The organism is Actinoplanes sp. HUAS TT8, from assembly GCF_051380535.1.
Lineage (GTDB): Bacteria > Actinomycetota > Actinomycetes > Mycobacteriales > Micromonosporaceae > Actinoplanes.
The window spans coordinates 7,121,771-7,142,750 of the sequence record NZ_CP195646.1; the positions used below are offsets into that span (position 1 = coordinate 7,121,771).

Here is a 20,980-nt window from a genome sequence, read left to right on the forward strand (position 1 = left end):
CAACTTCCCGGGGCCGGCAACTTCCCGGGGGCCGGCATCGCACCCGATCTGCAACCGGCAGCACCGACGCTTGGGCCATGGATCGGATTCGGCCCTGGCGGCTGTGGCTCGTCGTCGTCGCCGTCTGCGCGCTGATCCGCTGCGCGGGACAGCTGGCCGGTCTCCCGTACCTGGCCTACGAACTCGCGTACACGACGGTCACCTGCAGCACCCCGATCATGATCGTGATCGGGATCCTGCTGAACCGGCCGGCCCGCCCGGCCGGCTGGATCGTCCTGGCCCTCGGACAGTTCTGCTACGCCGTGGCCGACGTGCTGTACAGCTTCGACATCTGGTCCACCGGCACGATGACCGAGCCCACCCCGAGCGACCTGCTCTACCTGAGCAGCACGGTCCTGGCCGGCGCCGCCGTACTGATCTTCATCCGGCGGCGCACCCCCGGCTGGGACCTCGCCACCGGAATCGACGCGCTCGTCGTGGCGATCAGCGCCGGACTCCTCACCTGGGAATTCTTCGTCGAACCGGTCGCGCGGGACTCCGACCTGACCTTCTCGGCGAAACTGACCGAGGTCGCGTACCCGATCCTGGATCTGATGCTCCTGATCCTGGCCGTCCGGCTGCTGCTGCGCTCCGGTGGGCGCACGCCGTCGCTCAACCTGCTCTTCGGGTACCTGCTGCTGATGTTCGGGGCCGACACCGCGTACGCCATCGTGGGTCTTCTCGGTGGGGAGAACGCCACCGAACCGTTCACGGGCGGCGTGTGGGTGATCTCGCTCGGCCTGATCGCCGCCTGCGCGCTGCACCCGAGCATGCGCGACTTCGACTCGCGCAGCCAGATCTCCGCGCCCGACGCCACCCCGGCCCGGCTCACCATGCTCACCTGCGCCGTCCTCATGGTGCCGGGCCTGCAACTCGCCGAACACCTGGCCGGGCTGCCCCTGAACATCCCGCTCACCAGCATCGCCTGCGCGATCATGTTCCTGCTCGTCCTGGCCCGCATGGCCGGCCTGGTCGCGGCCCAGCGCCGGGCCGCCGACACCGACGGGCTGACCGGCGTCCACAACCGCCGCTACTTCGAAGAAGCCCTGGTCACCGAGTGCCGCCGCGCCGCCCGGGCCGGCTACGGCCTCGGCCTGCTCATGATCGACATCGATCACTTCAAAAGAATCAACGACACGTACGGCCACCCGGGCGGCGACCGCGTCCTCCGCGAACTCGCCCAACGCCTCGCCGCCGGCGCCCGCGCCGGCGCCCTGCTCGCCCGCTACGGCGGCGAAGAGTTCATCGCGCTGATCCCGCACGTCACCGCCGGCGAACTCCCCCAGATCGCCGAACGAACCCGGATGGCCATCGCCGACCTGCCCATCGCCGTCACCGACCAGGCCCTGATCACCGTCACCGCGTCCGTCGGCGCCGCCGCCTCCCTCAGCCCCGCCACCGACCCGGCAGAGTTGCTGCGGGCGGCTGATCAGGCGCTCTACGCCGCCAAGTCGGCCGGGCGGAACCGGGCGGTGGTCGCCCCCGACCTCCACACCCCAACCCCCACCCGAACCTGACCCCACCCGTCCCCCATCCCTCACCACCGTCCCCACCAGCCACCAGCCAACGGTCGCCCACCGCTCGACCGCCATCCACCACCCAGCGGTCATGCACCGCCCGACGATCCCCCGGGGCCTCTGGTGGTTGGCTAGCACCAGCTCGGCTTGCCCGGCTGGCGCTGACGGCTCAAAACCGGCCGCGAGACAGCACTCTGCGCCAGCCCAAGCCGCGCAGCTGGCGCTGACGGCTCAAAACCGGCCACGAGACAGCACTGAGCACCAGCCCGGGCCGCGCGGCTGGCACTGACGGCCCGAAACCGGCCGCGCGGCAGCACTCAGCACCAGCCCGGGCCGGGCGGCTGGCACTGACGGCCCGAAACCGGCCGCGCGGCAGCACTGAGTGCCAGCCCGGGCTGCGCGGCTGGCGCTCAGTGCTGTTTCCCGGGCTCGATACACGCGTTGGCTGGGGTCGCTCGGCTGGGGTGCGATGGGCCGCCGGGCGGCTCGGGGCTCCTGGCCGGTGGGTGGGGGCGTGTGGGGGTGTGTCGGGTGGGGGTGGGAGGGGCGCGAACTGGTGGTCGCGGGGCATGTTCACGCCGTGGCAACCGGTCGTGGATAGGTTCGGGGCATGCCTGCCTCTGAGTATGTCCGGAACCTGCGTGACCGGGTCGGCCATGAACTGATCATGTTTCCGACCGTGGCGGCGATCGTGGTGAACGATCGTGGGGAAGTGCTGCTGCATCAGCGCAGCGACAACGCGAAGTGGAATCTGATCGCCGGGCTGATGGATCCGGGTGAGCAGCCGGCCGACGCGATCGTGCGGGAGGTCGAGGAGGAGACCGCGGTCCAGGTGAAGATCGAACGGCTGGCCGGGGTGGTGGCGCACGAGGTCACGTACATGAACGGTGACCACTGCCAGATGGTCAACATGTTCTTCCGGTGCCGGGCGGTCGGTGGCGAGGCCCGGGTCAACGACAGCGAGTCACTGGAGGTGTCCTGGTTCCCTCTGGACTCCCTGCCCGAACTGGATCAGTTCACTCACCGCATGCTGGCGCTCGCCCTGGAGGATGACGCCCCGCCGTACTTCGCCGCCCCGGGCGAGGGCGGTTTCTGACCGCCCGCCAGGCACACAGAGACCAGCGCCACCCGCCGGGCTCGAAGGAACCACCGCCGGCCCCCAGACCGGCCAGCCGTCCCGGAGCCGGGCCACCCGGTTAGGGCGGGGCCGACGCGAGGCCGGGCCACCCGGCCGCAGCGGGGCCAACGCGGGGCCGGGACGGGGTGGGGCCACCCGGCGGGGTGGAGCAGGCACGGGGTCGAGCAGGCCGCGGGGTCGAGCAGGCCGCGGGTCGAATAGGCCCGGGGTCGAGCAGGCCGCGGGTCGAGCAGGCCGCGGGTCAGGCCAGCCAGCCGGGGCGGATCAGGCCGGCCTCGTAGGCGTAGACGACCAGCTGCGCCCGGTCCCGCGCCCCCAGTTTGATCATCGTGCGGCTGACGTGGGTCTTGGCGGTGGCCGGGCTGATCACCAGCCGGGCGGCGATCTCGTCGTTGGAGAGGCCTTCGGCGACCAGGGCCATGACTTCGCGTTCGCGGTCGGTGAGCTGGTCCAGTTCGCGGGGTGGTTCGGGGCGGCGGCCGGTGCCGGAGCCGGCGAATTCGCCGATGACGCGCCGGGTGACGCTCGGGGACAGGAGGCCGTCGCCGGCGGCGACGGCGCGGACGCCGCGGATCAGCTCGACCGGCTCGGTGTCCTTGACGAGGAAGCCGGAGGCGCCGGTGCGCAGGGCTTCGAACACGTATTCGTCCAGTTCGAACGTGGTCAGGATGACGACCCGGGTGTTGGCGCAGGCCGGGTCGGCGGCGATCCGTTTGGTGGCTTCCAGCCCGTCGACGCCGGGCATCCGGATGTCCATGAGGACGACGTCGGGCCGGGTGGCCCGGACCAGGGTCACGGCCTGGACGCCGTCCGCGGCTTCGCCGACGACCTGGATGTCCGGTTCGGCGTCGAGCAACGCGCGGAATCCGGCCCGGACCAGCGCCTGATCGTCCGCCAGCACCACCGAGATCATTTCTCCCCCTCCGATGTAACGTCCGTAATGTCGGCACCGCTGTCATCCGGCGGATGGAGCGGCTCGGCGGCCTCGGGCGGCGGCCTGGTCGGCAGGATCACCGTGACCAGGAAACCCCCGGTAGGGGGCCGTCCCGCCTCCAGTCGCCCGCCCAGACTCTCGGCTCGCGCACGCATCCCCGCTATGCCACTGCCTTTGTCCGAATCCGGCGAGGCCGGGACGGACGGCGTGGACGCAGATGCCGGGGAAGCGGGCGGGGCCGGGGAGGCGGGCGGTGGCACCGGCTCGGCCGCGGCCGGGCCGGCGTTGCGCACGGACAGGTAGAGCGCCGCCGGCAGATACCCCACGGCCACATCCGCCTCGGGTTGCGGCCCGGCATGCCGGCGCACGTTGGTCAGCGCCTCCTGCACGATCCGATAGGCCGCCCGGTCCACCTCGGCCGGCAGTTCCCGCGGCTCCCCGGTGACGGTGGTCCGGACCGGGATGCCGGCCGTCGCCGTGAGCTCGTTCAACGTCTTCAGCCCGAGGACCGGCTGGCGCGGGGCGGCCTCGCCCTCGGTGCGCAGCACGCCGAGCACCGACCGGACCTCGCGCAACGCTTCCGCGCTGGCGCTCTTGATCGCGGTCAGCGCCTCGCGGGCTTGTTCGGGCCGCTGGTCCATGAGGTGCAGCCCGACGCCGGCCTGCACGTTGATCAGTGACAGGTGGTGGCCGAGCACGTCGTGCAGTTCGCGGGCGATCCGTAGTCGTTCCTCGGAGGCCTGCCGGCGTTCCTGCTCGGCGCGGGCCCGGGCCTGTTCGGCGCGGGCCTTGGCCTGTTCGGCGTAGTTCTCCGCGCGGATGCGGGCGGCGCCGCCGAGCAGGATGACCAGCCCGAGGCCGGTGGCGACCAGGCAGGCCTGCCCGGTCTTGGGTTGCACCGACGGGTCGAGGCCGAGCGGCCCGGCCAGCCCGAGGGTCACGCCCAGCCAGATCGCCCAGACGGTGGCGGCGCCGATCAGCGCGGTCTGGCGGCGACCGGTGCGGGCCAGGGAGTAGAGCGCCACGAAGGCGGGTGCGGCGTACACGGCGTGGAACGCCAGGTGGGTGGTGAGGAGGATCGACGCGGCCGAGGCGGCCAGGAAGACGCTGAGCGGGGCGCGGCGCCGCCAGAAGAGTGTCACCGGCCCGGCCAGGAGCAGCAGGGTGGTGAGGTTGTCCCAGGGCCGGAGCAGCCGCTCGTGGCTGGACAGGACGTTGGTGGCGATCATCTGGATGACCGTGGTCACGATCACCGCGTTGGACGGCCAGCCACGATGGGCCTGCCGGACCCGGTGCCGCCAGTGAGGGGCCGGGCCCGCGTCGGTGGAGGGTTCGTCGAATGACGACGGCCTCCGGACTCGCTCCCTCATGCCGCCGAAACTACGTCACCACAGCGCCCCCGGCATCGGCCCTGAGTCAGGAACCCCACGTACGACCACGGGCGTACGCCGCCACGCCGGGTACGCCCACGGACGTACGCGCAAGGGGTCTTGATCGTGGAAAGCACCGCGGACGAATGCGCCGCCGGGCCGACGTCGGGGCCGAACCCGGCGCGGACCCTGGGGAGCAGGAAAACGTCGAGGAGGACATCGTGCATCCCGAGAATCCCACCTGGTCCGGGCCGGCCCGGCTGCGGACCTCCGACACCGAGCGCGAGGAGATCGCCGAGGTCCTGCGCGCCGCGATGGCCGAGGGGCGACTGAGTCTGGACGAGGGCGAGGAGCGACTGACCACCGCGTACGGCGCGAAGTACCGCGACGAGTTGGACCGGCTGACCCACGATCTGCCGTTCGCCGGGCGGCAGGCGCTGGCCCGGATGCCGCACCGCCGGGCCGCGACACGCCGGTCCCTGCAGCGGCATGCCAGTTTCATCATGATCGTCGCGGGTGTCCTGATCGGACTATGGGTCCTGTCCGGGGCCCACTTCTTCTGGCCCTTGATCCCCATCTTCTTCCTGGTCACGGGCCTGATCCGGCACGCCCGGTGGGGTCGCTACGAGTTCCGGTACTCGCACCGGATGCACCTGCGGCACTAGCCCGAACTGTCGGGTGGCCGACTCCACTGCGTCCTCGACGTCCCGGTCGTTGATCTTCGTCCCACGCTCTGCGAGAGTGTCGCAGTTTGTTCGGGGAGGGACGACGCACATGATGGGTCCGTCGCACGCACTGTCGGGGGCGGCCGCCTGGCTGGCCGGCAGCTGGGCGCTCGATCAGTTCGCTGATTATCACCAGACGCCGCTGATGATCGGCGTGGGCACCGCGATGGCCGCCGGTGGCGCGCTGCTGCCCGATTTCGATCTGTCCGGGAAGGTGACCACCAACCAGGGCGGCGCCACCGTGGCCCGGACCTTCGGCGTGATCTCGCTGTTCGTGGCCGAGGTGATCGAGAAGATCTCGCTCGGCATCTACACCGCGACCAGGCAGAGCCGGGACCCGAAGCGGGACCACGGGCACCGCACGTTCACGCACACGCTGCCGTTCGCCGCGCTGATCGGCTGGGGCACGACCGCGCTGGCCGCGCACTACGGCAAGTGGGCGGTGGTCGGCATCATCTTCTTCATGGCCGGCCTGGCGCTGCGCGGGCTGTTCGAGAAGTGGGCCGAGAAGGCCGGCTGGCTGATCGTCACGCTCGCGTCGGCCGGCATCGCCTGGTTCACCGCGGCCAACCTGCCCGGTGACCGCGGTTATCCGCTGCTCGGCTTCGCGGTCGGCGCCGGCTGTGTGGTGCACCTGCTCGGCGACATGATCACGAAGAACGGCGTGCCGATCTTCTGGCCGATTCCGACCGGCCGCGGCCGGATGTGGCGCATGATCGGCATCCCGAACCAGTTCGCGGTGAAGGTCGGCGGCAAGACCGAGACGGTCATCCTGACCACGGCGTTCACGATCATCTCGTTCGTGTCGCTGATCGGCCTGTTCGCCCCGATCCTGCTGGAGCGCCTCCACCTCGACGTGTGGGCCTCTAAATAACTTGAAACCGATTATTCGGTACGGACGAGCCGCGCCAGCACCTTCTCGACGATCCGGTCCACGGGCAGCGTCGCGTCGATGCCCACGCCGCTCTCCTCCGGGGCCAGCGGTTCCAGGATGGCGAACTGCGAAGCCACCAGAGTGCCCGGCATGAAGTGACCCGACCGCCCGCTCACCCGGGCGGTCGCCACTTCCGGGGTCAGCACCAGGTGCACGAAGAAGGCCTGCTGATTCCCGCCGCGCAGCACGTCCCGGTACACCCTTTTGAGCGCCGAGCAGCTCACCACCAGGCCGCCGTCCCCGGCTTCGGCGATCTTCCGCGCGATCGCTTCGAGCCAGGGCGCGCGGTCCTCGTCGGTGAGCGGCACCCCGCCGTGCATCTTGGCCACGTTCGCCGGTGGATGAAAATCATCGGCTTCCGCGTACGGCACACCGAGCCGCACCGCCAGGGCCTGGCCGATCGTGCTCTTGCCGCATCCCGCGACGCCCATGACCACGATCGGCACCATCCGTGTTCCCCCTGTAGGTCAGTCGATCGAGTAGGCCAGGTTCGGCCGCAGCCAGCGTTCCACCTCGCCGACCGGCATGCCACGCCGGGCCGCGTAGTCCTCGACCTGATCCTTACCCAGTCGTCCGACGGTGAAGTACTTCGCGTCCGGGTGGGCGAAGATCAGGCCGCTGACCGCCGCGGCCGGGGTCATCGCGAACGACTCGGTCAGCGCCACCCCGATCCGGCTGGTGTCGAGCAGCTGGAACAGGTCCTTCTTCTCGCTGTGGTCGGGGCTGGCCGGGTAGCCCAGGGCCGGGCGGATGCCGCGGAACCGCTCGGCGTGCAGGTCCTCCAGCTTGGGCTGCGAGCCCGGCTCGAACCAGTCGCGGCGGGCCTTGAGGTGCAGGTACTCCGCGAACGCCTCGGCCAGCCGGTCGGCCAGGGCCTTGACCATGATGGCCTTGTAGTCGTCGTGCTCGGCCTCGTACTTGGCCGCGAGCTTCTCGGCGCCGTGGATGGCGACCGCGAAGCCGCCCAGGTGGTCCCCGGCCGGGGCGATGTAGTCGGCCAGGCAGCGGTTGGCCCGGCCGGCCGGCTTCTCGGTCTGCTGGCGCAGCATCGGGAAGCTCCGCCCGTTCTCCAGCACGATGTCGTCGCCGTCGCTGTGCGCGGGCCAGAACGCGTAGAGGCCGCGGGCCTGGAACGACCCGTCCGCGATGATCTGGTCGAGCATCGCGTTGGCGTCGTCGAACAGTTCCTGGGCGACCGGCTCCTTGAGGATCGCCGGGTACTTCCCCTTCAGCTCCCAGGCCAGGAAGAGGAACTGCCAGTCGATCATCTCGCGCAGCTCGGCGATGGTCGGCTGCACCTCGCGGACGCCGGTGAAGACCGGCGTGGGCAGCTCGGTGAAGTCGACGCGCTCGGCGTTGGCCCGGGCCTGGGCCAGCGTGAGCAGCGGCTGGGAGTGCCGCTTCTCGTGCTGCTCGCGCAGGCGCTCCTGCTCGGCCCGGTTCGCCTCGTCCAGCTTCAGCGACCGGTCGGCGTCGAGCAGGTCGGAGACGACGCCGACGACGCGGGAGGCGTCCAGGACGTGGACCGTGGAGCCGTCGTAGGCCGGGGCGATGCGCACCGCCGTGTGCTGCTTGGACGTGGTCGCGCCGCCGATCAGCAGCGGCAGCTTGAGCCCGCGGCGCTGCATCTCGGCGCCGACCGCGACCATCTCGTCCAGCGACGGCGTGATCAGGCCGGAGAGCCCGATCGCGTCGGCCCCCTCGGCGATCGCGGTGTCCAGGATCTTGGCGGTCGGGACCATCACGCCGAGGTCGATGACCTCGTAGTTGTTGCAGCCCAGGACCACGCCGACGATGTTCTTGCCGATGTCGTGGACGTCGCCCTTGACCGTGGCCAGCACGACCTTGCCCTGGCCGCGGGCGCCCTCGGCCTTGTCCTTCTCCATGTACGGCAGCAGGTAGGCGACCGAGCGCTTCATCACCCGGGCGCTCTTGACCACCTGGGGCAGGAACATCTTGCCGGAGCCGAACAGGTCGCCGACGATGCCCATGCCGTCCATCAGCGGGCCCTCGATCACGTCGAGCGCCCGGGGCAGCTTGAGCCGGGCCTCCTCGGTGTCGGCCTCGATGAAGTCGACGATGCCGTGCACCAGCGCATGCGAGAGCCGCTCCTCGACCGTCGTCTCGCGCCAGGACAGGTCGATCTCGCGCTTGGCGCCGCTGCCGGTGACCGTGGAGGCGAAGGTGACCAGGCGATCGGTGGCGTCCTCCCGGCGGTCGAAGAGCACGTCCTCGACCAGCTCCAGCAGGTCGGCCGGGATGTCCTGGTAGACGGCGAGCTGACCGGCGTTGACGATGCCCATGTCGAGACCGGCCCGGACCGCGTAGAGCAGGAAGGCCGAGTGCATGGCCTCGCGGACCACGTCGTTGCCGCGGAACGCGAACGACAGGTTGGAGATGCCGCCGCTGGTGCGGGCGCCCGGGCAGCGCTGCTTGATCCGCGGGAGGGCGTCCAGGAACGCCTTGGCGTACCCGTTGTGCTCGGCGATGCCGGTGGCCACGGCGAGCACGTTCGGGTCGAAGATGATGTCGGTCGGGTCGAAGCCGTCGCCGACCAGCAGGTCGTAGGCGCGTCCGCAGATCTCGACCTTGCGGTCGGCGGTGTCGGCCTGGCCCAGCTCGTCGAAGGCCATGACCACGACGCCGGCACCGAAGTCCCGGATCCGGCGGGCGTGGGCCAGGAACGGCTCCTCGCCCTCCTTGAGGCTGATCGAGTTGACCACGCCCTTGCCCTGCACGCACTTGAGGCCGGCCTCGAGCACGTCCCACTTCGAGCTGTCGATCATGATCGGGATCCGGGCCACCTCGGGCTCGGTCGCGATCAGGTTGAGGAACGTGGTCATCGCCCGCTCGCTGTCCAGCAGGTCGGCGTCCATGTTCACGTCGAGCAGGTTGGCGCCGCCGCGGACCTGGTCCAGGGCGACGTCGACGGCGGCCTGGTAGTCGTCGGCCTCGATGAGCCGGCGGAACTTGGCCGAGCCGGTCACGTTGGTGCGCTCGCCGATCATGACGAAGCCGGTGTCCGGGCCGATCGCGAACGGCTCCAGGCCGCTGAACCGGGTGGTCGCGGCCGGCGGGGCGATGACCCGCGGGGCGGTACCGGCCACCGCGGCGGCGACCTGGGCGATGTGGGCCGGGGTGGTGCCGCAGCAGCCGCCGACGATGTTGACCAGGCCCGAGTCGGCGAACTCGCCGATCAGCGCGCCGGTCTCCTCGGGCGTCTGGTCGTAGCCGCCGAACGCGTTGGGCAGGCCGGCGTTCGGGTGGGCGGCGACGAACGTGTCCGAGAGGCGGGCCAGCTCGGCCACGTGCGGGCGGGCCTCGGTCGCGCCGAGCGCGCAGTTCAGGCCGACGACCAGCGGGTGGGCGCGCTCGATGGAGCGCCAGAAGGCCTCCACGGTCTGCCCGGAGAGCGTGCGGCCGGAGAGGTCGACGATGGTGACCGAGACCCAGAGCGGCAGCTCGGGGGCGACCTCGTGGGCTGCCGCGATGGCCGCCTTGGCGTTCAGCGTGTCGAAAACGGTCTCGATCATGATGAGGTCGACGCCGCCTTCGGCGAGCGCCGAGATCTGCTGCGCGTACGAGGTCTTGACCTGATCGAAGGTGACGGCCCGGTAGGCCGGGTCGTCGACCTTGGGTGACAGCGACAGCGTCACGTTCAGCGGGCCGACGTTGCCGGCCACGAACCGGCGCCGCCCGTCGGCCGCCTCGGCCTCGTCGGTGGCCTGCCGGGCCAGCCGCGCGGCGGCCCGGTTCATCGCGGGCACCAGGTGCTCCAGCCCGTAGTCGGCCTGGGCGATGGTGGTCGCGGTGAACGTGTTCGTCGTGACGATGTCGGCGCCGGCCGCGAGGTACTGCCGGTGCATGTCCAGGATCACGTCGGGCCGGGTCAGGTTCAGCAGGTCGGGGTCGCCGGTGACGTCCTGCTCGTGGTCCGCCGGGATGACGTCGGCGCGGTAGTCGGCCGGGGTGAGCCGGGCCCCCTGCAGCAGCGTGCCGGCGGCGCCGTCCAGCACCAGGACCCGCTCGGTGAGGAGTTCGCGCAGCGTGGTGACGGTCTGAGTCACGGGTACACCTCCGAGAGAAGTCGGAGGCGCCCTTGTTTCGGGTGTATCACCGGTCGAGCGTGACGGGTGGGCCCGCTGCAGCGCCTCTCGGCCGGAGCAACAACTTTACCCGCGTTCTTACTTCGCGTCGGCGTAGGAACCAACCTCTGAGACGTCCAGCGGGAACCGCACCTCGGTGTCGCCGAAAAGCATCCGTCCGGCTCGGGCGGCACACTCCCGGACCGTCTCGGCCACCTGTTCGGCCTGCTCAGCGGGGCAGTGCACGACGACCTCGTCGTGCACGAACAGGACGAGCTCGGCGCGGGTGCCGGCCAGCGCGGTGCGCAGGGTGGCCAGCAGGATCAGCGCCCACTCGGCGGCGGTGGCCTGGATCACGAAGTTCCGGGTGAATCGTCCCCTCGCCCGTCCGGGTGGCGGTGCCACCTCATCGGGTGGATCCAGCCCGGCGTCGCGCGGCCCGGACGCCGGTGGGCAGGTGCGGCCCAGCCAGGAGCGGACCAGCCCGCCGTTCTCCCCGACCCGGGCGGCCTGCTCGACGTAGTCGAACGCGGTCGGGTAGTGCCGCCGGAGCACGGCCAGGGCCGGGAGCGCGTCGCCGCCGGTCTGCCCGTACATGGCGCCGATCAGGGCGATCTTGGCCTTGCCCCGGTCGCCGCCGAACGAGTTCTTGGCCAGCGCGGCGTAGAGGTCACTCTCGGCCGCGGCCCGGGCCATCCCCCGGTCGCCCGAGACCGCGGCCAGGACGCGGGGTTCGAGCTGGCCGGCGTCGGCGACCACGAACCGCCAGCCCGGATCGGCCACCGCCGCGCGGCGGATCACCTTGGGCACCTGCAGGGCACCGCCGCCCCGGGCACCCCAGCGGCCGGAGACGACCCCGCCCGGCACGTACTCGGCGTGGAAACGGCCGTCCCGCACCCAGGAGTCGAGCCAGGTCCAGCCGTTGGCCGTCCAGATCCGGTAGAGCTCCTTGAACTCCAGCAGCGGGCGGACCGCCGGGTGGTCGACCTGGCGCAGCACCCAGCGGCGGGTGTTCGGGATCTGGATGCCGGCCCGGGCGAACGCGCGGACCACCTCGGCCGGCAGGTCCGGATGCAGGCCGTCGGTGCCGAACGCCTGGTTGATCTCGGCGGTCAGCTCGGCCAGGCGGCGCGGCGGGCCCATCGGCTGGGGCGGGCCGAGCAGCTCGCGCAGCACCTGGTCGTGCACGTCGGCGCGCCAGGGGAAACCGGTGTGCCCCATCTCGGCGGCGACCAGAGCGCCGGCCGACTCGGCGGCCACCAGCATCCGGAAGCGGCCCGGGTGCTCGGTCTCGGCCAGGCGGCGCTGCTGATCGCCGTACGCCTCAAGCAGGTCTTCGATGTTGATCTTGTTGGGTGTGGCCGCCTCGAAGAGCGCGCCCTGGCTGAAACCGGGCGGCTCGGCGTCGGGACGCGCGTGATCGGGCGGAACCGGCCGGCCGTGCAACCGTGCGGTCACCGCGGCGAGCCCCCGTGGCTCACCCCAGCGACCGGCGTGCCCGAGCAGCAGCGCCTCGGTCAGTTCGAGGTCGTGACAGCGTGCGACCCGGACGCCGGCGCGCAGCAGCGCGGGGTAGACGTCGGCGGTGGCCGGCCACACCCAGCGCGGCTGCTCGGCGGCCTCACGCGCAGCGATCGCCGCCGGCAGGTCGGGCGCCTGGTGAGGCGCTCCGACCGGCCGCCCGTCGGCACGCAGATCCTGCAGCCGACCGTCAGGGAGAACCGCTACGAGCACACGGTCATTTCTACTTCACGGCGCCCGCGGTGAGGCCCGCCTGGATCTGCCGCTGGAAGATCGCGTACACGATGATCATCGGAATGATCGACAGGGTCAGCGCGGCGAACAGCGTGGACCACTCGGCGTGGTATCCGGCCTGGACGCTGATGTTGGCGATGCCCTGGGTGAGCACCCAGTTCGAGTCCGACCCGGCACCCTGCATGATCACCACGGGCAGCAGGTACTGGTTCCACTGGCCGACGATGTTGAAGATCGTGATGCTGATCAGGCCGGACTTGGCCATCGGCATCATGACCTGGAAGAACCGCCGCAGGTGGCCGGCGCCGTCCATCAGCGCCGCCTCGTCGATCTCGGCCGGCAGCGTCCGGAAGAACGCGGTGAGGAAGAACACCGTGAACGACAGCGAGTACGCGATGTAGACCAGGATCAGGCCGGTGAACGTGTTCAGCAGGCCCAGGCTCTTCACGATGCCGAAGATCGGGGCCAGCGCCATGAACGTCGGGAACGCCAGGCCGGAGACGAACAGGTAGTAGATCGCCCGGTTGCCCGGGAAGCGGTACCGGGCCAGCACGTAGGCGGCCATCGAGCCGAGCAGCATGGTGCCGGCCGTGCTGATGGCGACCACGACGATGCTGTTGATGAAGTACTGCCCGATGTGCGCCTCGGTCCAGGCGTCGGTGTACGTCTTGAACGAGAAGTGCTCGGGCAGGGAGAACGGCTTGCCCAGGAAGATCTCGGTGTTGCTCTTGAACGAGGCGAGCAGCACCCAGATCAGCGGGCCGGCGGTGGCCAGCGCCCAGATGAACAGGGCGATGTGCGCGACACCGTTGAGCGGGTTGAGCTTCCGCTCCCGGGCCGCCGCGGGGGCCGGCTTGGCCGCGACCGCGGGCGGGCTGGTAACGAGGTTCGTCATGTCTATTCTCCGCGGGTCAGGCGTTCACGGCGTCGCGACGGGTGACCCGCAGGGTCAGTGCGGCGAACGTCAGGGTCAGGAAGAACAGCACCACGCCGATCGCGGAGGCGTAACCGGCCTGCGAGTTCTGGAAGGCGTTCAGGTAGATCTGGTAGCTCAGCACCTGAGTCGCGTTGTTCGGGCCGCCCTTGTTCACCGACATGATGTTGACCAGGGCGAACAGGTCGAAGGCGGCGATGCCGAGGTAGACCCAGGCGACCTGCAGGGTGTCCCAGAGCAGCGGCAGCGTGATCCGGAAGAACAGCGTCACCTTGGTGGCGCCGTCCAGCGCGGCGGCCTCGTAGATCTCCTGCCCGATCGAGCCCATGCCGGCCGAGAAGAGCACCACGTAGAAGCCGATCTGCTGCCAGATCAGCACGACCGCGATGCAGACCAGCGCCCAGCGCTCGTCGGCCAGGAACAGCCACGGCGACCAGGAGTCCGGGAAGAGGCCGTTGAGCATGCCGCTGCGGTCCGAGCCGAAGACCCGGCCGAAGATCACCGCGACGATGGCCAGGGCCAGCAACTGCGGGAAGAAGAAGACGACCCGGTAGACCTTGGAGCCCCAGACGCCCTGGGTGGTGCCGCCCTTGCTCTTGCCGCCGACGTTCAGCAGGAACGCGAAGAACAGGGCGATCGCGATGGTGACGACCGGCATCGCGATCAGGATGTAGATGTTGTGCCGCAGGGCGATCCAGAACACCGGGTCGTCCCAGAGCTTCACGAAGTTGTCGAAGCCGATGTAGTGGAAGCCGCCGAAGCCCGACCAGTCCGTGAAGGACAGCTGGAACATCTGCAGATAGGCGCCGACCACGAACACCAGATAGAGCGCCAGCGGCACGACAAGGAAACCGATGATGAAGGGATACTTGCCGTGCCGCATGACGCCTACCTAGGGGTTGAGAAGAGCAGCTGGATCAGGAACGGGTGAACTTGGTGATCGAGGAGTCCTTCGCGACGGCCTGCGAGGCCGCCTCCATGGTGTCGCAGAACTTCTGCGCGTCGCCGCCCTTGAACATCAGCTGGTTGGCGGCCTCACGGGAGGCGTCGTCCAGCTTCTTGTACCAGGTGTCGAACAGGTAACCCATGAAGACGTCCTGGCCGGCCTTGCTCAGGGCGTCGTTCGCGCTGGTCAGACCGGGGCTGATGGTCACGCCGTCGGCCGCGCCGGCCACCACGGTGAGCGACTTGGTGAGCTTGGTGAAGCCCAGCGCCGCCTCCTTGGAGAGCATCGTGCGCAGGTACTCCTTGCCACCCTGCGGGTTCTTGCCCTTGGCGGCGGCGAAGTAGATCTCGCCGGCCGCGGCGTTGATCGCGGTCGCCGGGAGCTTGTCGGCCGCGGTGACGCTCGGGAACGCCATCATCGCGTACTCGAAGGTGGCCGGGGTGCTGGCCGCCTGCTCGTTCTCCAGCCACGAGCCGCACGGGTAGAAGGCGACCTTGTCCTGGTCCTGCTGGAGCTGCACCTCGGTGTGCTTGAGACCCAGGAAGGACTTGTCGATGTACTTGTTGCCGACCTCGCCCCAGGCCTTCGCGGCCTGCAGGACGGCGTCGTTCGTCCAGGCGCCCGGCTTCAGGTTGTCGATGTCCTTGAGCACCTGCTCGGTGCCGATCTTGGCGGCGCTCGTCATGATCGCGCGGACCATGTAGTACGAGGCGTTGGCGCCCGCGTAGCCGAACGGCGTGATGCCGGCCGCCTTGATCTTGTCGAGCAGCGCGGTGAAGTCGGCCCAGCTGGTCGGGATCGTCCAGCTGTTCTTGTCGAAGAGCTTCTTGTTGTACCAGAGGCCGAAGACGGTGAACGAGTAGTTCACCGCGAACGGCTTACGGGCGCCGTCGACGTCGTAGGTGCCCTGCTCGACCGCGCCCGGGACCAGGGTCTCGGCGACCGTCTTGCCGGCGATGTCCAGCGACGGGGCGGCGAACAGGTCGCTCAGGTCGGCCGCCTGGCCGGCCTTGACGATCGCGCCGAAGTCCATGATGTCCGAACCGGAGTTGTTGATCATGTCCGGCGGGGAGCCGGCGTTCAGCCGCGGCTTGATCGTCGTGGAGACCTGCTGGGTCGCCGAGTACGTGATCTTCGCGTCGGCCCACTTCTTGTTGAAGAGCGGGGTGTCGATGTCGGTCGCGTACTTGGTGCCGAGACCACCGTCGAAGATCACGATCTCGACGCCGGCCTTGGGGTCGATACCCAGCGGGTTGTCGGCCGACTTGGTGCCGGTCGCCTGCTTGGTGTCGCCACTGTCGTCGGAGCCGGCACAGGCGCTCAGGAAGCTCACGCCGGGCGCCGCGATCAGGCCGACCGCGGCAGCGCGGCGGAGCAGGGTACGACGGTCCACCGAAGAGGAGGTCATCTCTGACATCGTTGTCCTTTCAGGGTGTAACAGGGAGGGAGTTGGATCAGCCCTTTACTGCGCCGGCGGTCAGACCGGAGGCGATGTTGCGTTGCACGGCCAGGAAGAAGATCACGACCGGGATGGACGTGATGATCGAGCCGGCCATCAACGGCCCCCAGTACGTACCGTGGCTGGTCTGGTTCTGCATCAGCCAGGCCATCAGGTTCTGGTGGTCGTTGTCGTTCAGCGTGTTGATGATGATGAACTCGTTCCAGGCCTGGATGAAGCCGTAGACCGAGGTCGCCACCAGACCGGGACCGGTGAGCGGCAGGACGATCCGCCAGAAGACCTGGCCGCGGGTGCAGCCGTCGATCATCGCGGCCTCGTCCAGTTCCCGCGGGATGCCGGCGATGAAGCCGCGCAGCGTCCAGACCGTGTACGGCAGCAGGAGCACCACGTAGACCAGTGTCACACCGATGATCTTGTTGCCGATCAGGTCGGCCTTCTGAAGCATCAGGAACAGCGGGATCAGCAGAGCGACGAACGGTATCAGCTGCACCGCCAGCACCAGCAGGATAATCGCCCGCCGGCCGTAGAACTTGAACCGGGCCACCGCGAGCGCGGCCAGGAAGCCCACGACCAGCGCCGCCAGCACCGCCATGCAGGTGATCAGGATGCCGTTGATCAGCGAGGTCCTGAAGCCAGGAGCGTTGAACGCCGACGTGAAATTGTCAAGGGTCGGCGACTCCGGGAAGAACGTCGGGGTGAAGCTCGACCACTCGTTCTGCGGTTTGAACGAGGTGATCAGCACCCAGTACACCGGGAAGAACATGACGACGGCGAAGATCACGCCGCCGGCATTGGCGACGAAGTTGCCGAGCGGGCTGCGGCCGACCGTCATCGTGCCGTCGGCCTGCCGGTCGGCCTTCCGGCGCGGGGCCGGGGTGGTCATGACCGCCATCAGTCCACCTCTCCGATCTTGAACATCTGCCTGATGTAGACCGCCATCACGCTCAGCAGCAGGATGATCGTGAGCACCGCGATCGCCGAGCCCAGGCCGTACTTGTTCTGGTTGAACGCCTGCACGTACGAGTACGAGGCCAGCGTCTGGAACTCCGGCTCGGGCTTGCCGTCGCGCATCACCCAGTTCTGGGTGAACAGCCCGAAGTTCCAGATCACCGAGAGCGTCGTGACGATCACCAGCAGCGGCTTGAGGATCGGCACGGTGATGTTCCGGAACGCCTGCCACGCGTTGGCGCCGTCGACCGTGGCCGCCTCCATCAGCTCCTTGGGCACCTGGGTCAGGCCCGCGTTGAGCGTGATGGCCAGGAACGGGATACCCGCCCAGACCACACAGGAGGTGATCACGATCCAGCCCTGGGTGGGCGTGAAGAACCACGAGTGGTTCTGGAAGTTCACCCCGGGCAGCTTGTCGATCAGGTAGTTCACGACGCCGACGTCGGAGTCGGTCATCATCTTGAAGATCTGGGCCTGCACCAGGGCCGGCAACGCCCACACGAACATCATCGCGATGATCATGAGGAGTCGCACGGTCCGGTTGACCCGGCGCATCAGCAGCGCGACCCCGAGGCCGAGGAGCACGCTGAGCACCACCGACACCGCGGTGAAGAGGACGGTGCGCATGACGACCGACCAGAACGCCGAGTCGGAGAGCGCGTCGAGGTAGTTGTCGAGCCCGGTCCACGGCGGCGTCGCCCCGGACCACAGCTCCTTCAGCCCCATCTTCTGGAACGAGACCACGATCATCCGGCCGGCCGGGTAGGCCAGCAGGGCGGCCAGCAGCACCAGAGCCGGGGCGGAGAGCAGCCACGGGAGACCGGAACCGCCCGCCCGGCCACGCGACCGGCGCCGGGTGACCGGCGGCTTCGCGCCGGGTCCGGCCGGCCCGCTCTGCGCGCGGGCCGACGGCGAGTCGACGGCGTACATCAGCTTTCCTCTCTCACCGATAGAAGTACGGTGGGTGGCCCGCCCGCCTCGCGGTGGGCGGGCCACCCGGCCGTCAGCCGTTGAGCGTGCTGGTGATCTGCGCGTCCGCCGCGGTGGTCGCGTCGGCCAGGGACTTCTTGCCGGTCAGGATGTCCGACAGCATGTTCTGCAGGATGTTCGCCTTCTCGACGTCGGCCCACTTGCCCGAGGCCGGGACGGCCCAGCTGTTCTTGGCCGCCTCGGCCGGAACGGCCAGGGCCGGGTTGGACGCGGCGGCCGAGTCCAGCACCGCGGTGGCGTTCGGCAGCGCGCCGGCCTTGGCCAGGCCGGCCATCGAGGTGCTGTCGGTGAAGTACTTGATCCACTGGGCCGCGAGCTCAGCGTTCTTGCTCTTCACGGGCACACCGACGTTCGAGCCGCCGAGCAGCGACGGGATACCCGGCATCGGGGCGGCGGCCAGCTTGCCGTCGACCTTGGTCGGGACCAGCGGGGAGTTCGGGTCGTTCGGGTCCTTCTTGACCTTCTCGGCCGAACCCTGCTCCCAGCCGTTGCCGTAGAACATGCCGGCGTTGGCCTGGCTGAACACCAGGTACTGGTCGTTCTCGTCCTTGGTGACGTCGGCCTTCGAGTACTTCTTGACCAGGTCGACCCACTTCTGCAGGCCCGCCTGCGAAGCCGGGGAGGAGAGCTGGCCGGCCCACTTGTCGCCGTCCTTCTTGGCGATCTCACCACCGTTGGCCTTCACCCAGGACATCGCCGAGTACCAGTAGCGGCCCGGCATGTAGACGGCCCCGAACTTGGGGTCCTTGCTGCCCGCGGCCACCTTGTCGGCGTCGGCCAGGAACTCGTCGTACGTCTTGGGCGCGGCCGTGATGCCGGCCTTGTCGAACAGGTCCTTGCGGTAGATCAGGACCCGGGCGCCGGCGTAGTACGGCACGCAGTAGGTCTTGCCGTCCGACTCGCACGGGCCGGAGAGGCCGGTCAGCCAGGAGTCCGAGTTCTCGAAGCTCTTCTTGTCCAGCTCACCGAACGCGCCGGCGTCGACGTACTTCGGGAACTGGGTGTTGCCCAGCTCGACCACGTCCGGCACGTCGGAACCGGCCAGCGACGCGTCCAGCTTGGTGAGCACGTTCGCCCACTGCTGGTACTCGACGGTCACGTTCGCGCCGGTGGCGTCCGTGAACCGCTTGCTGGCGTCGTCGACGACACCCTTCCAGCCGCTCTGGGCGTCGACCATGAGCCAGACCTTGATGGTCTTGCCCTTGCCGTCGACCTTGCCGTCGGCCGAGGTCGCACCGTCGCTGTTCGAGGAACCACAGGCGGCGGCGCCGAGCAGCGTCGCAGCGAGCGCCGCGGCGACCGCGATCTTGCGCTTCACTTTTCCTCCCGAAGGGAATTCATGCATAAAAAGGTTATTGGTGCGTTTCATGCGTCTTTCGCCGCCTTGTGCCCGTGAACCGCCTGAGCGGTCCGCTGGAAAGCGGCGTGCGAGCGTTCGTGGGTCCGCTGCGCGACGGCGACATACAGAAGATCGAGAACCACCAGCTGCGGATGGCGCGCCGAAAGCGCATCCGGCCGGAAGGTGGTCGCCTGGGTGGCGGTGAGCAGGACGATGTCGGCGAGCTCGGCCAGCGGGGAACGGGGGAAACTGGTGAGCGCGATGGTGGTGGCGCCCCGGCTGCTCGCCTCCGCGAGCAGCTCGATCGTCTCGCCGGTCTCGCCACTGTGCGAGATGCCGAGCGCGACGTCGCCGGGCCGGGACAGCGCGGCGCTGGCCAGACCGTTGTGCACGTCGGTCCAGGCCCACACCGGGATGCCGATGCGGTGCAAACTGAACTGCATCTCCTCGCCGACCAGCGCGCTTCCGCTGGCCCCGAAGATGTTCACCCGCGCCGCGCCGGCGATCGCCACCGCGGCCCGATCCACCTCGGCCAGATCCAGCAGCGAGGCGGTGTCGTGCATGGCCCTGGTGTCGGCGGCCATGATCTGGCCGAGAACCCGCTCCAGGGGGTCGTTGGGCTGGATCTCCCGGCCGATGTCGACCGTCCAGCCGGACAGGCGGGCCCGGCCGGTCTCCGCGGCGATACCCAGCCGCAGATCCGCGTAGCCGTCGAACCCGAGCGCGCGGCAGAACCGGGTCACCGTGGCCGGCGAGGTTCCGGAGCGCTCGGCGAGCTCGACGATGGTGGCCCGGGAGGCCGCCGCCGGGTCGGCCAGGACCTGCTCGGCGACGCGCTGCAGAGCCCCGGTGAACTCCGGCAGTTGCGTGCGAACCCGGACCAGAACCCCTTGGTCGCTTTTTTCATTTGGGGTACGGCCGTGGTCCGGCATGTCGGTGCGCCCGGCATCCTTCCCGGTCTCCCGCTCGGTGCCCTTCTCGGCCCGGTCGGCCTTCTCGGCCTTCTCCGCACGGCCGTTCTCGGCCCGGTTGCGGACCTCGCCGCGGACCCAAAGGCCCTGCTCAAGCCGGTCCCGCATCGTCTGGTCGCTCCCGTCGGGCGCAGCCTGGTCGCGGGCCGGCGAGAAGGCGACCGCGGTCCACGCGGTGCCGTCCATCTCCGGCTCAGCCATCGGACACCCTTTCAGGAAGGACTGTTTACTGTCGCGGTAAAAGTTCTTACTAACGGGCCCCCTGTGTCAAGACTGTGGGTGAAGTTTTCAAACCGTTACCTGACCTGGGCCGATGAACGCGTGTTTCGGCGGTGCCGGATGACGGTCATCAATCCTGAAATAACCTTTACGGCGTGGCCGCCATCACATGTCCAACTTGCGCCCGTTTTGCCGTCGTCCGTTCGGTGCACTGAGCTGGCGTTTCGGTCGATGCGGTGATGGTCCGATCGGCTGATTCCAGTGACTCCACGAAACATCGCCGTTACTCCAGAAACAAGATCAAAATTATTTCCGGGTACGGCGGTGAGCCGCCCACCCCGCGCAGGCCCGCCCTCGCCGGCCCCGCCACCCCCGCCGCCTCCGCACCTTCTCGCAGGCCAACGCCCCCGCCGCGTCGTCCCCGACCCAGCCCCTGGAGCCCCAACGGACGCCGCCCCGCGTTACCACCAGGTTGCCGCCAGCCCCCACAACGCGCCCTCCTGCTTCGAGGAGGTCGAGGCAGCCCAGAGCACCAGCCGGACAGCACCAGCTGGCAGTGACGGCTGCGCCGAAGGCCCTGAGGCAGCCCTGAGTACCAGCCGGACGACACCAGCTGGCAGTGACGGCCGTGTCAAGGGCCTTGAAGCAGCCCTGAGCACCAGCCGGACGACACCAGC

16 protein-coding genes are annotated in these 20,980 nt (G+C 69.4%); 4 read left to right on the forward strand and 12 right to left on the reverse strand.

The annotated features are described in order from the left end of the window. Window positions 1-77 precede the first annotated feature (77 nt). Together ACSHV8_RS31435 and ACSHV8_RS31440 are read left to right on the forward strand one after the other, a co-directional pair. Window positions 78-1,556: a GGDEF domain-containing protein gene (locus tag ACSHV8_RS31435; protein ID WP_436521602.1), complete on the forward strand. Its 1,479-nt coding sequence runs from the start codon at window positions 78-80 to the stop codon at window positions 1,554-1,556. 610 nt (window positions 1,557-2,166) lie between these two features. After that, on the forward strand, window positions 2,167-2,652 hold the full coding sequence (locus tag ACSHV8_RS31440) for an NUDIX hydrolase (protein ID WP_436521604.1): 486 nt from the start codon (window positions 2,167-2,169) through the stop codon (window positions 2,650-2,652). A 283-nt stretch (window positions 2,653-2,935) separates the two neighbouring features. On the opposite strand, the gene ACSHV8_RS31445 is transcribed toward ACSHV8_RS31440, so the two are convergent. Both ACSHV8_RS31445 and ACSHV8_RS31450 read right to left on the reverse strand, forming a co-directional pair. Then, a complete protein-coding gene (locus ACSHV8_RS31445; protein WP_436521606.1) occupies window positions 2,936-3,607 on the reverse strand; it encodes a response regulator in 672 nt (223 codons plus the stop codon). Further along, complete coding sequence (locus ACSHV8_RS31450; RefSeq protein WP_436521608.1) at window positions 3,604-4,998, reverse strand: sensor histidine kinase; 1,395 nt, start codon at window positions 4,996-4,998, stop codon at window positions 3,604-3,606. Before ACSHV8_RS31450 ends, ACSHV8_RS31445 begins: the two co-directional genes overlap by 4 nt. A 221-nt stretch (window positions 4,999-5,219) precedes the next feature. Here ACSHV8_RS31450 and ACSHV8_RS31455 point away from each other — a divergent pair, with 221 nt between their 5' ends. Both ACSHV8_RS31455 and ACSHV8_RS31460 read left to right on the forward strand, forming a co-directional pair. Beyond that, complete coding sequence (locus ACSHV8_RS31455; protein WP_436521610.1) at window positions 5,220-5,663, forward strand: DUF1707 domain-containing protein; 444 nt, start codon at window positions 5,220-5,222, stop codon at window positions 5,661-5,663. A gap of 109 nt (window positions 5,664-5,772) precedes the next feature. Continuing rightward, window positions 5,773-6,597: a metal-dependent hydrolase gene (locus ACSHV8_RS31460; protein ID WP_221326610.1), complete on the forward strand. Its 825-nt coding sequence runs from the start codon at window positions 5,773-5,775 to the stop codon at window positions 6,595-6,597. Between the two features lie 11 nt (window positions 6,598-6,608). Here ACSHV8_RS31460 and ACSHV8_RS31465 read toward each other — a convergent pair whose 3' ends face one another. The 10 genes from ACSHV8_RS31465 to ACSHV8_RS31510 all read right to left on the reverse strand — a co-directional run bounded on the left by ACSHV8_RS31465 (window position 6,609) and on the right by ACSHV8_RS31510 (window position 20,045). After that, a complete protein-coding gene (locus tag ACSHV8_RS31465) occupies window positions 6,609-7,106 on the reverse strand; it encodes a gluconokinase (RefSeq protein ID WP_436521613.1) in 498 nt (165 codons plus the stop codon). Window positions 7,107-7,124: 18 nt separating this feature from the next. After that, window positions 7,125-10,724: a methionine synthase gene (gene metH / locus ACSHV8_RS31470; protein ID WP_436521615.1), complete on the reverse strand. Its 3,600-nt coding sequence runs from the start codon at window positions 10,722-10,724 to the stop codon at window positions 7,125-7,127. 117 nt (window positions 10,725-10,841) lie between these two features. Then, window positions 10,842-12,476 carry a bifunctional 3'-5' exonuclease/DNA polymerase gene (locus ACSHV8_RS31475; protein WP_436521617.1) on the reverse strand — a complete coding sequence of 545 codons (1,635 nt, stop codon included), beginning with the start codon at window positions 12,474-12,476 and terminating at the stop codon, window positions 10,842-10,844. A gap of 10 nt (window positions 12,477-12,486) precedes the next feature. Then, window positions 12,487-13,392 carry a carbohydrate ABC transporter permease gene (locus tag ACSHV8_RS31480; RefSeq protein ID WP_436521619.1) on the reverse strand — a complete coding sequence of 302 codons (906 nt, stop codon included), beginning with the start codon at window positions 13,390-13,392 and terminating at the stop codon, window positions 12,487-12,489. A 16-nt stretch (window positions 13,393-13,408) separates the two neighbouring features. Continuing rightward, a complete protein-coding gene (locus ACSHV8_RS31485) occupies window positions 13,409-14,314 on the reverse strand; it encodes a carbohydrate ABC transporter permease (protein WP_436521621.1) in 906 nt (301 codons plus the stop codon). Window positions 14,315-14,348: 34 nt separating this feature from the next. Further along, window positions 14,349-15,794, reverse strand: a complete 1,446-nt coding sequence (gene ngcE / locus ACSHV8_RS31490) for an N-acetylglucosamine/diacetylchitobiose ABC transporter substrate-binding protein (protein WP_436521623.1) — start codon at window positions 15,792-15,794, stop codon at window positions 14,349-14,351. 37 nt (window positions 15,795-15,831) lie between these two features. Then, the gene (locus ACSHV8_RS31495; protein ID WP_436521625.1) at window positions 15,832-16,728 is read right to left on the reverse strand and encodes a carbohydrate ABC transporter permease; all 897 of its coding nucleotides are present in this window, start codon (window positions 16,726-16,728) and stop codon (window positions 15,832-15,834) included. After that, a complete protein-coding gene (locus tag ACSHV8_RS31500; RefSeq protein ID WP_436521627.1) occupies window positions 16,728-17,714 on the reverse strand; it encodes a carbohydrate ABC transporter permease in 987 nt (328 codons plus the stop codon). The genes ACSHV8_RS31495 and ACSHV8_RS31500 overlap by 1 nt, the downstream gene beginning before the upstream one ends. A gap of 73 nt (window positions 17,715-17,787) precedes the next feature. Then, on the reverse strand, window positions 17,788-19,092 hold the full coding sequence (locus ACSHV8_RS31505; protein ID WP_436521629.1) for an extracellular solute-binding protein: 1,305 nt from the start codon (window positions 19,090-19,092) through the stop codon (window positions 17,788-17,790). A 47-nt stretch (window positions 19,093-19,139) separates the two neighbouring features. Then, a complete protein-coding gene (locus ACSHV8_RS31510; protein WP_436536972.1) occupies window positions 19,140-20,045 on the reverse strand; it encodes a MurR/RpiR family transcriptional regulator in 906 nt (301 codons plus the stop codon). Window positions 20,046-20,980: the final 935 nt, after the last annotated feature.

Coding starts and splice junctions, on each gene's coding strand:
- ACSHV8_RS31435 (WP_436521602.1), top strand. CDS start 78: ATGGATCGGATTCGGCCCTGGCGGCTGTGGCTCGTCGTCGTCGCCGTC.
- ACSHV8_RS31440 (WP_436521604.1), top strand. CDS start 2,167: ATGCCTGCCTCTGAGTATGTCCGGAACCTGCGTGACCGGGTCGGCCAT.
- ACSHV8_RS31445 (WP_436521606.1), bottom strand. CDS start 3,607: ATGATCTCGGTGGTGCTGGCGGACGATCAGGCGCTGGTCCGGGCCGGA.
- ACSHV8_RS31450 (WP_436521608.1), bottom strand. CDS start 4,998: ATGAGGGAGCGAGTCCGGAGGCCGTCGTCATTCGACGAACCCTCCACC.
- ACSHV8_RS31460 (WP_221326610.1), top strand. CDS start 5,773: ATGATGGGTCCGTCGCACGCACTGTCGGGGGCGGCCGCCTGGCTGGCC.
- ACSHV8_RS31465 (WP_436521613.1), bottom strand. CDS start 7,106: ATGGTGCCGATCGTGGTCATGGGCGTCGCGGGATGCGGCAAGAGCACG.
- ACSHV8_RS31480 (WP_436521619.1), bottom strand. CDS start 13,392: ATGACGAACCTCGTTACCAGCCCGCCCGCGGTCGCGGCCAAGCCGGCC.
- ACSHV8_RS31485 (WP_436521621.1), bottom strand. CDS start 14,314: ATGCGGCACGGCAAGTATCCCTTCATCATCGGTTTCCTTGTCGTGCCG.
- ngcE (WP_436521623.1), bottom strand. CDS start 15,794: ATGTCAGAGATGACCTCCTCTTCGGTGGACCGTCGTACCCTGCTCCGC.
- ACSHV8_RS31495 (WP_436521625.1), bottom strand. CDS start 16,728: ATGGCGGTCATGACCACCCCGGCCCCGCGCCGGAAGGCCGACCGGCAG.
- ACSHV8_RS31500 (WP_436521627.1), bottom strand. CDS start 17,714: ATGTACGCCGTCGACTCGCCGTCGGCCCGCGCGCAGAGCGGGCCGGCC.
- ACSHV8_RS31510 (WP_436536972.1), bottom strand. CDS start 20,045: ATGCCGGACCACGGCCGTACCCCAAATGAAAAAAGCGACCAAGGGGTT.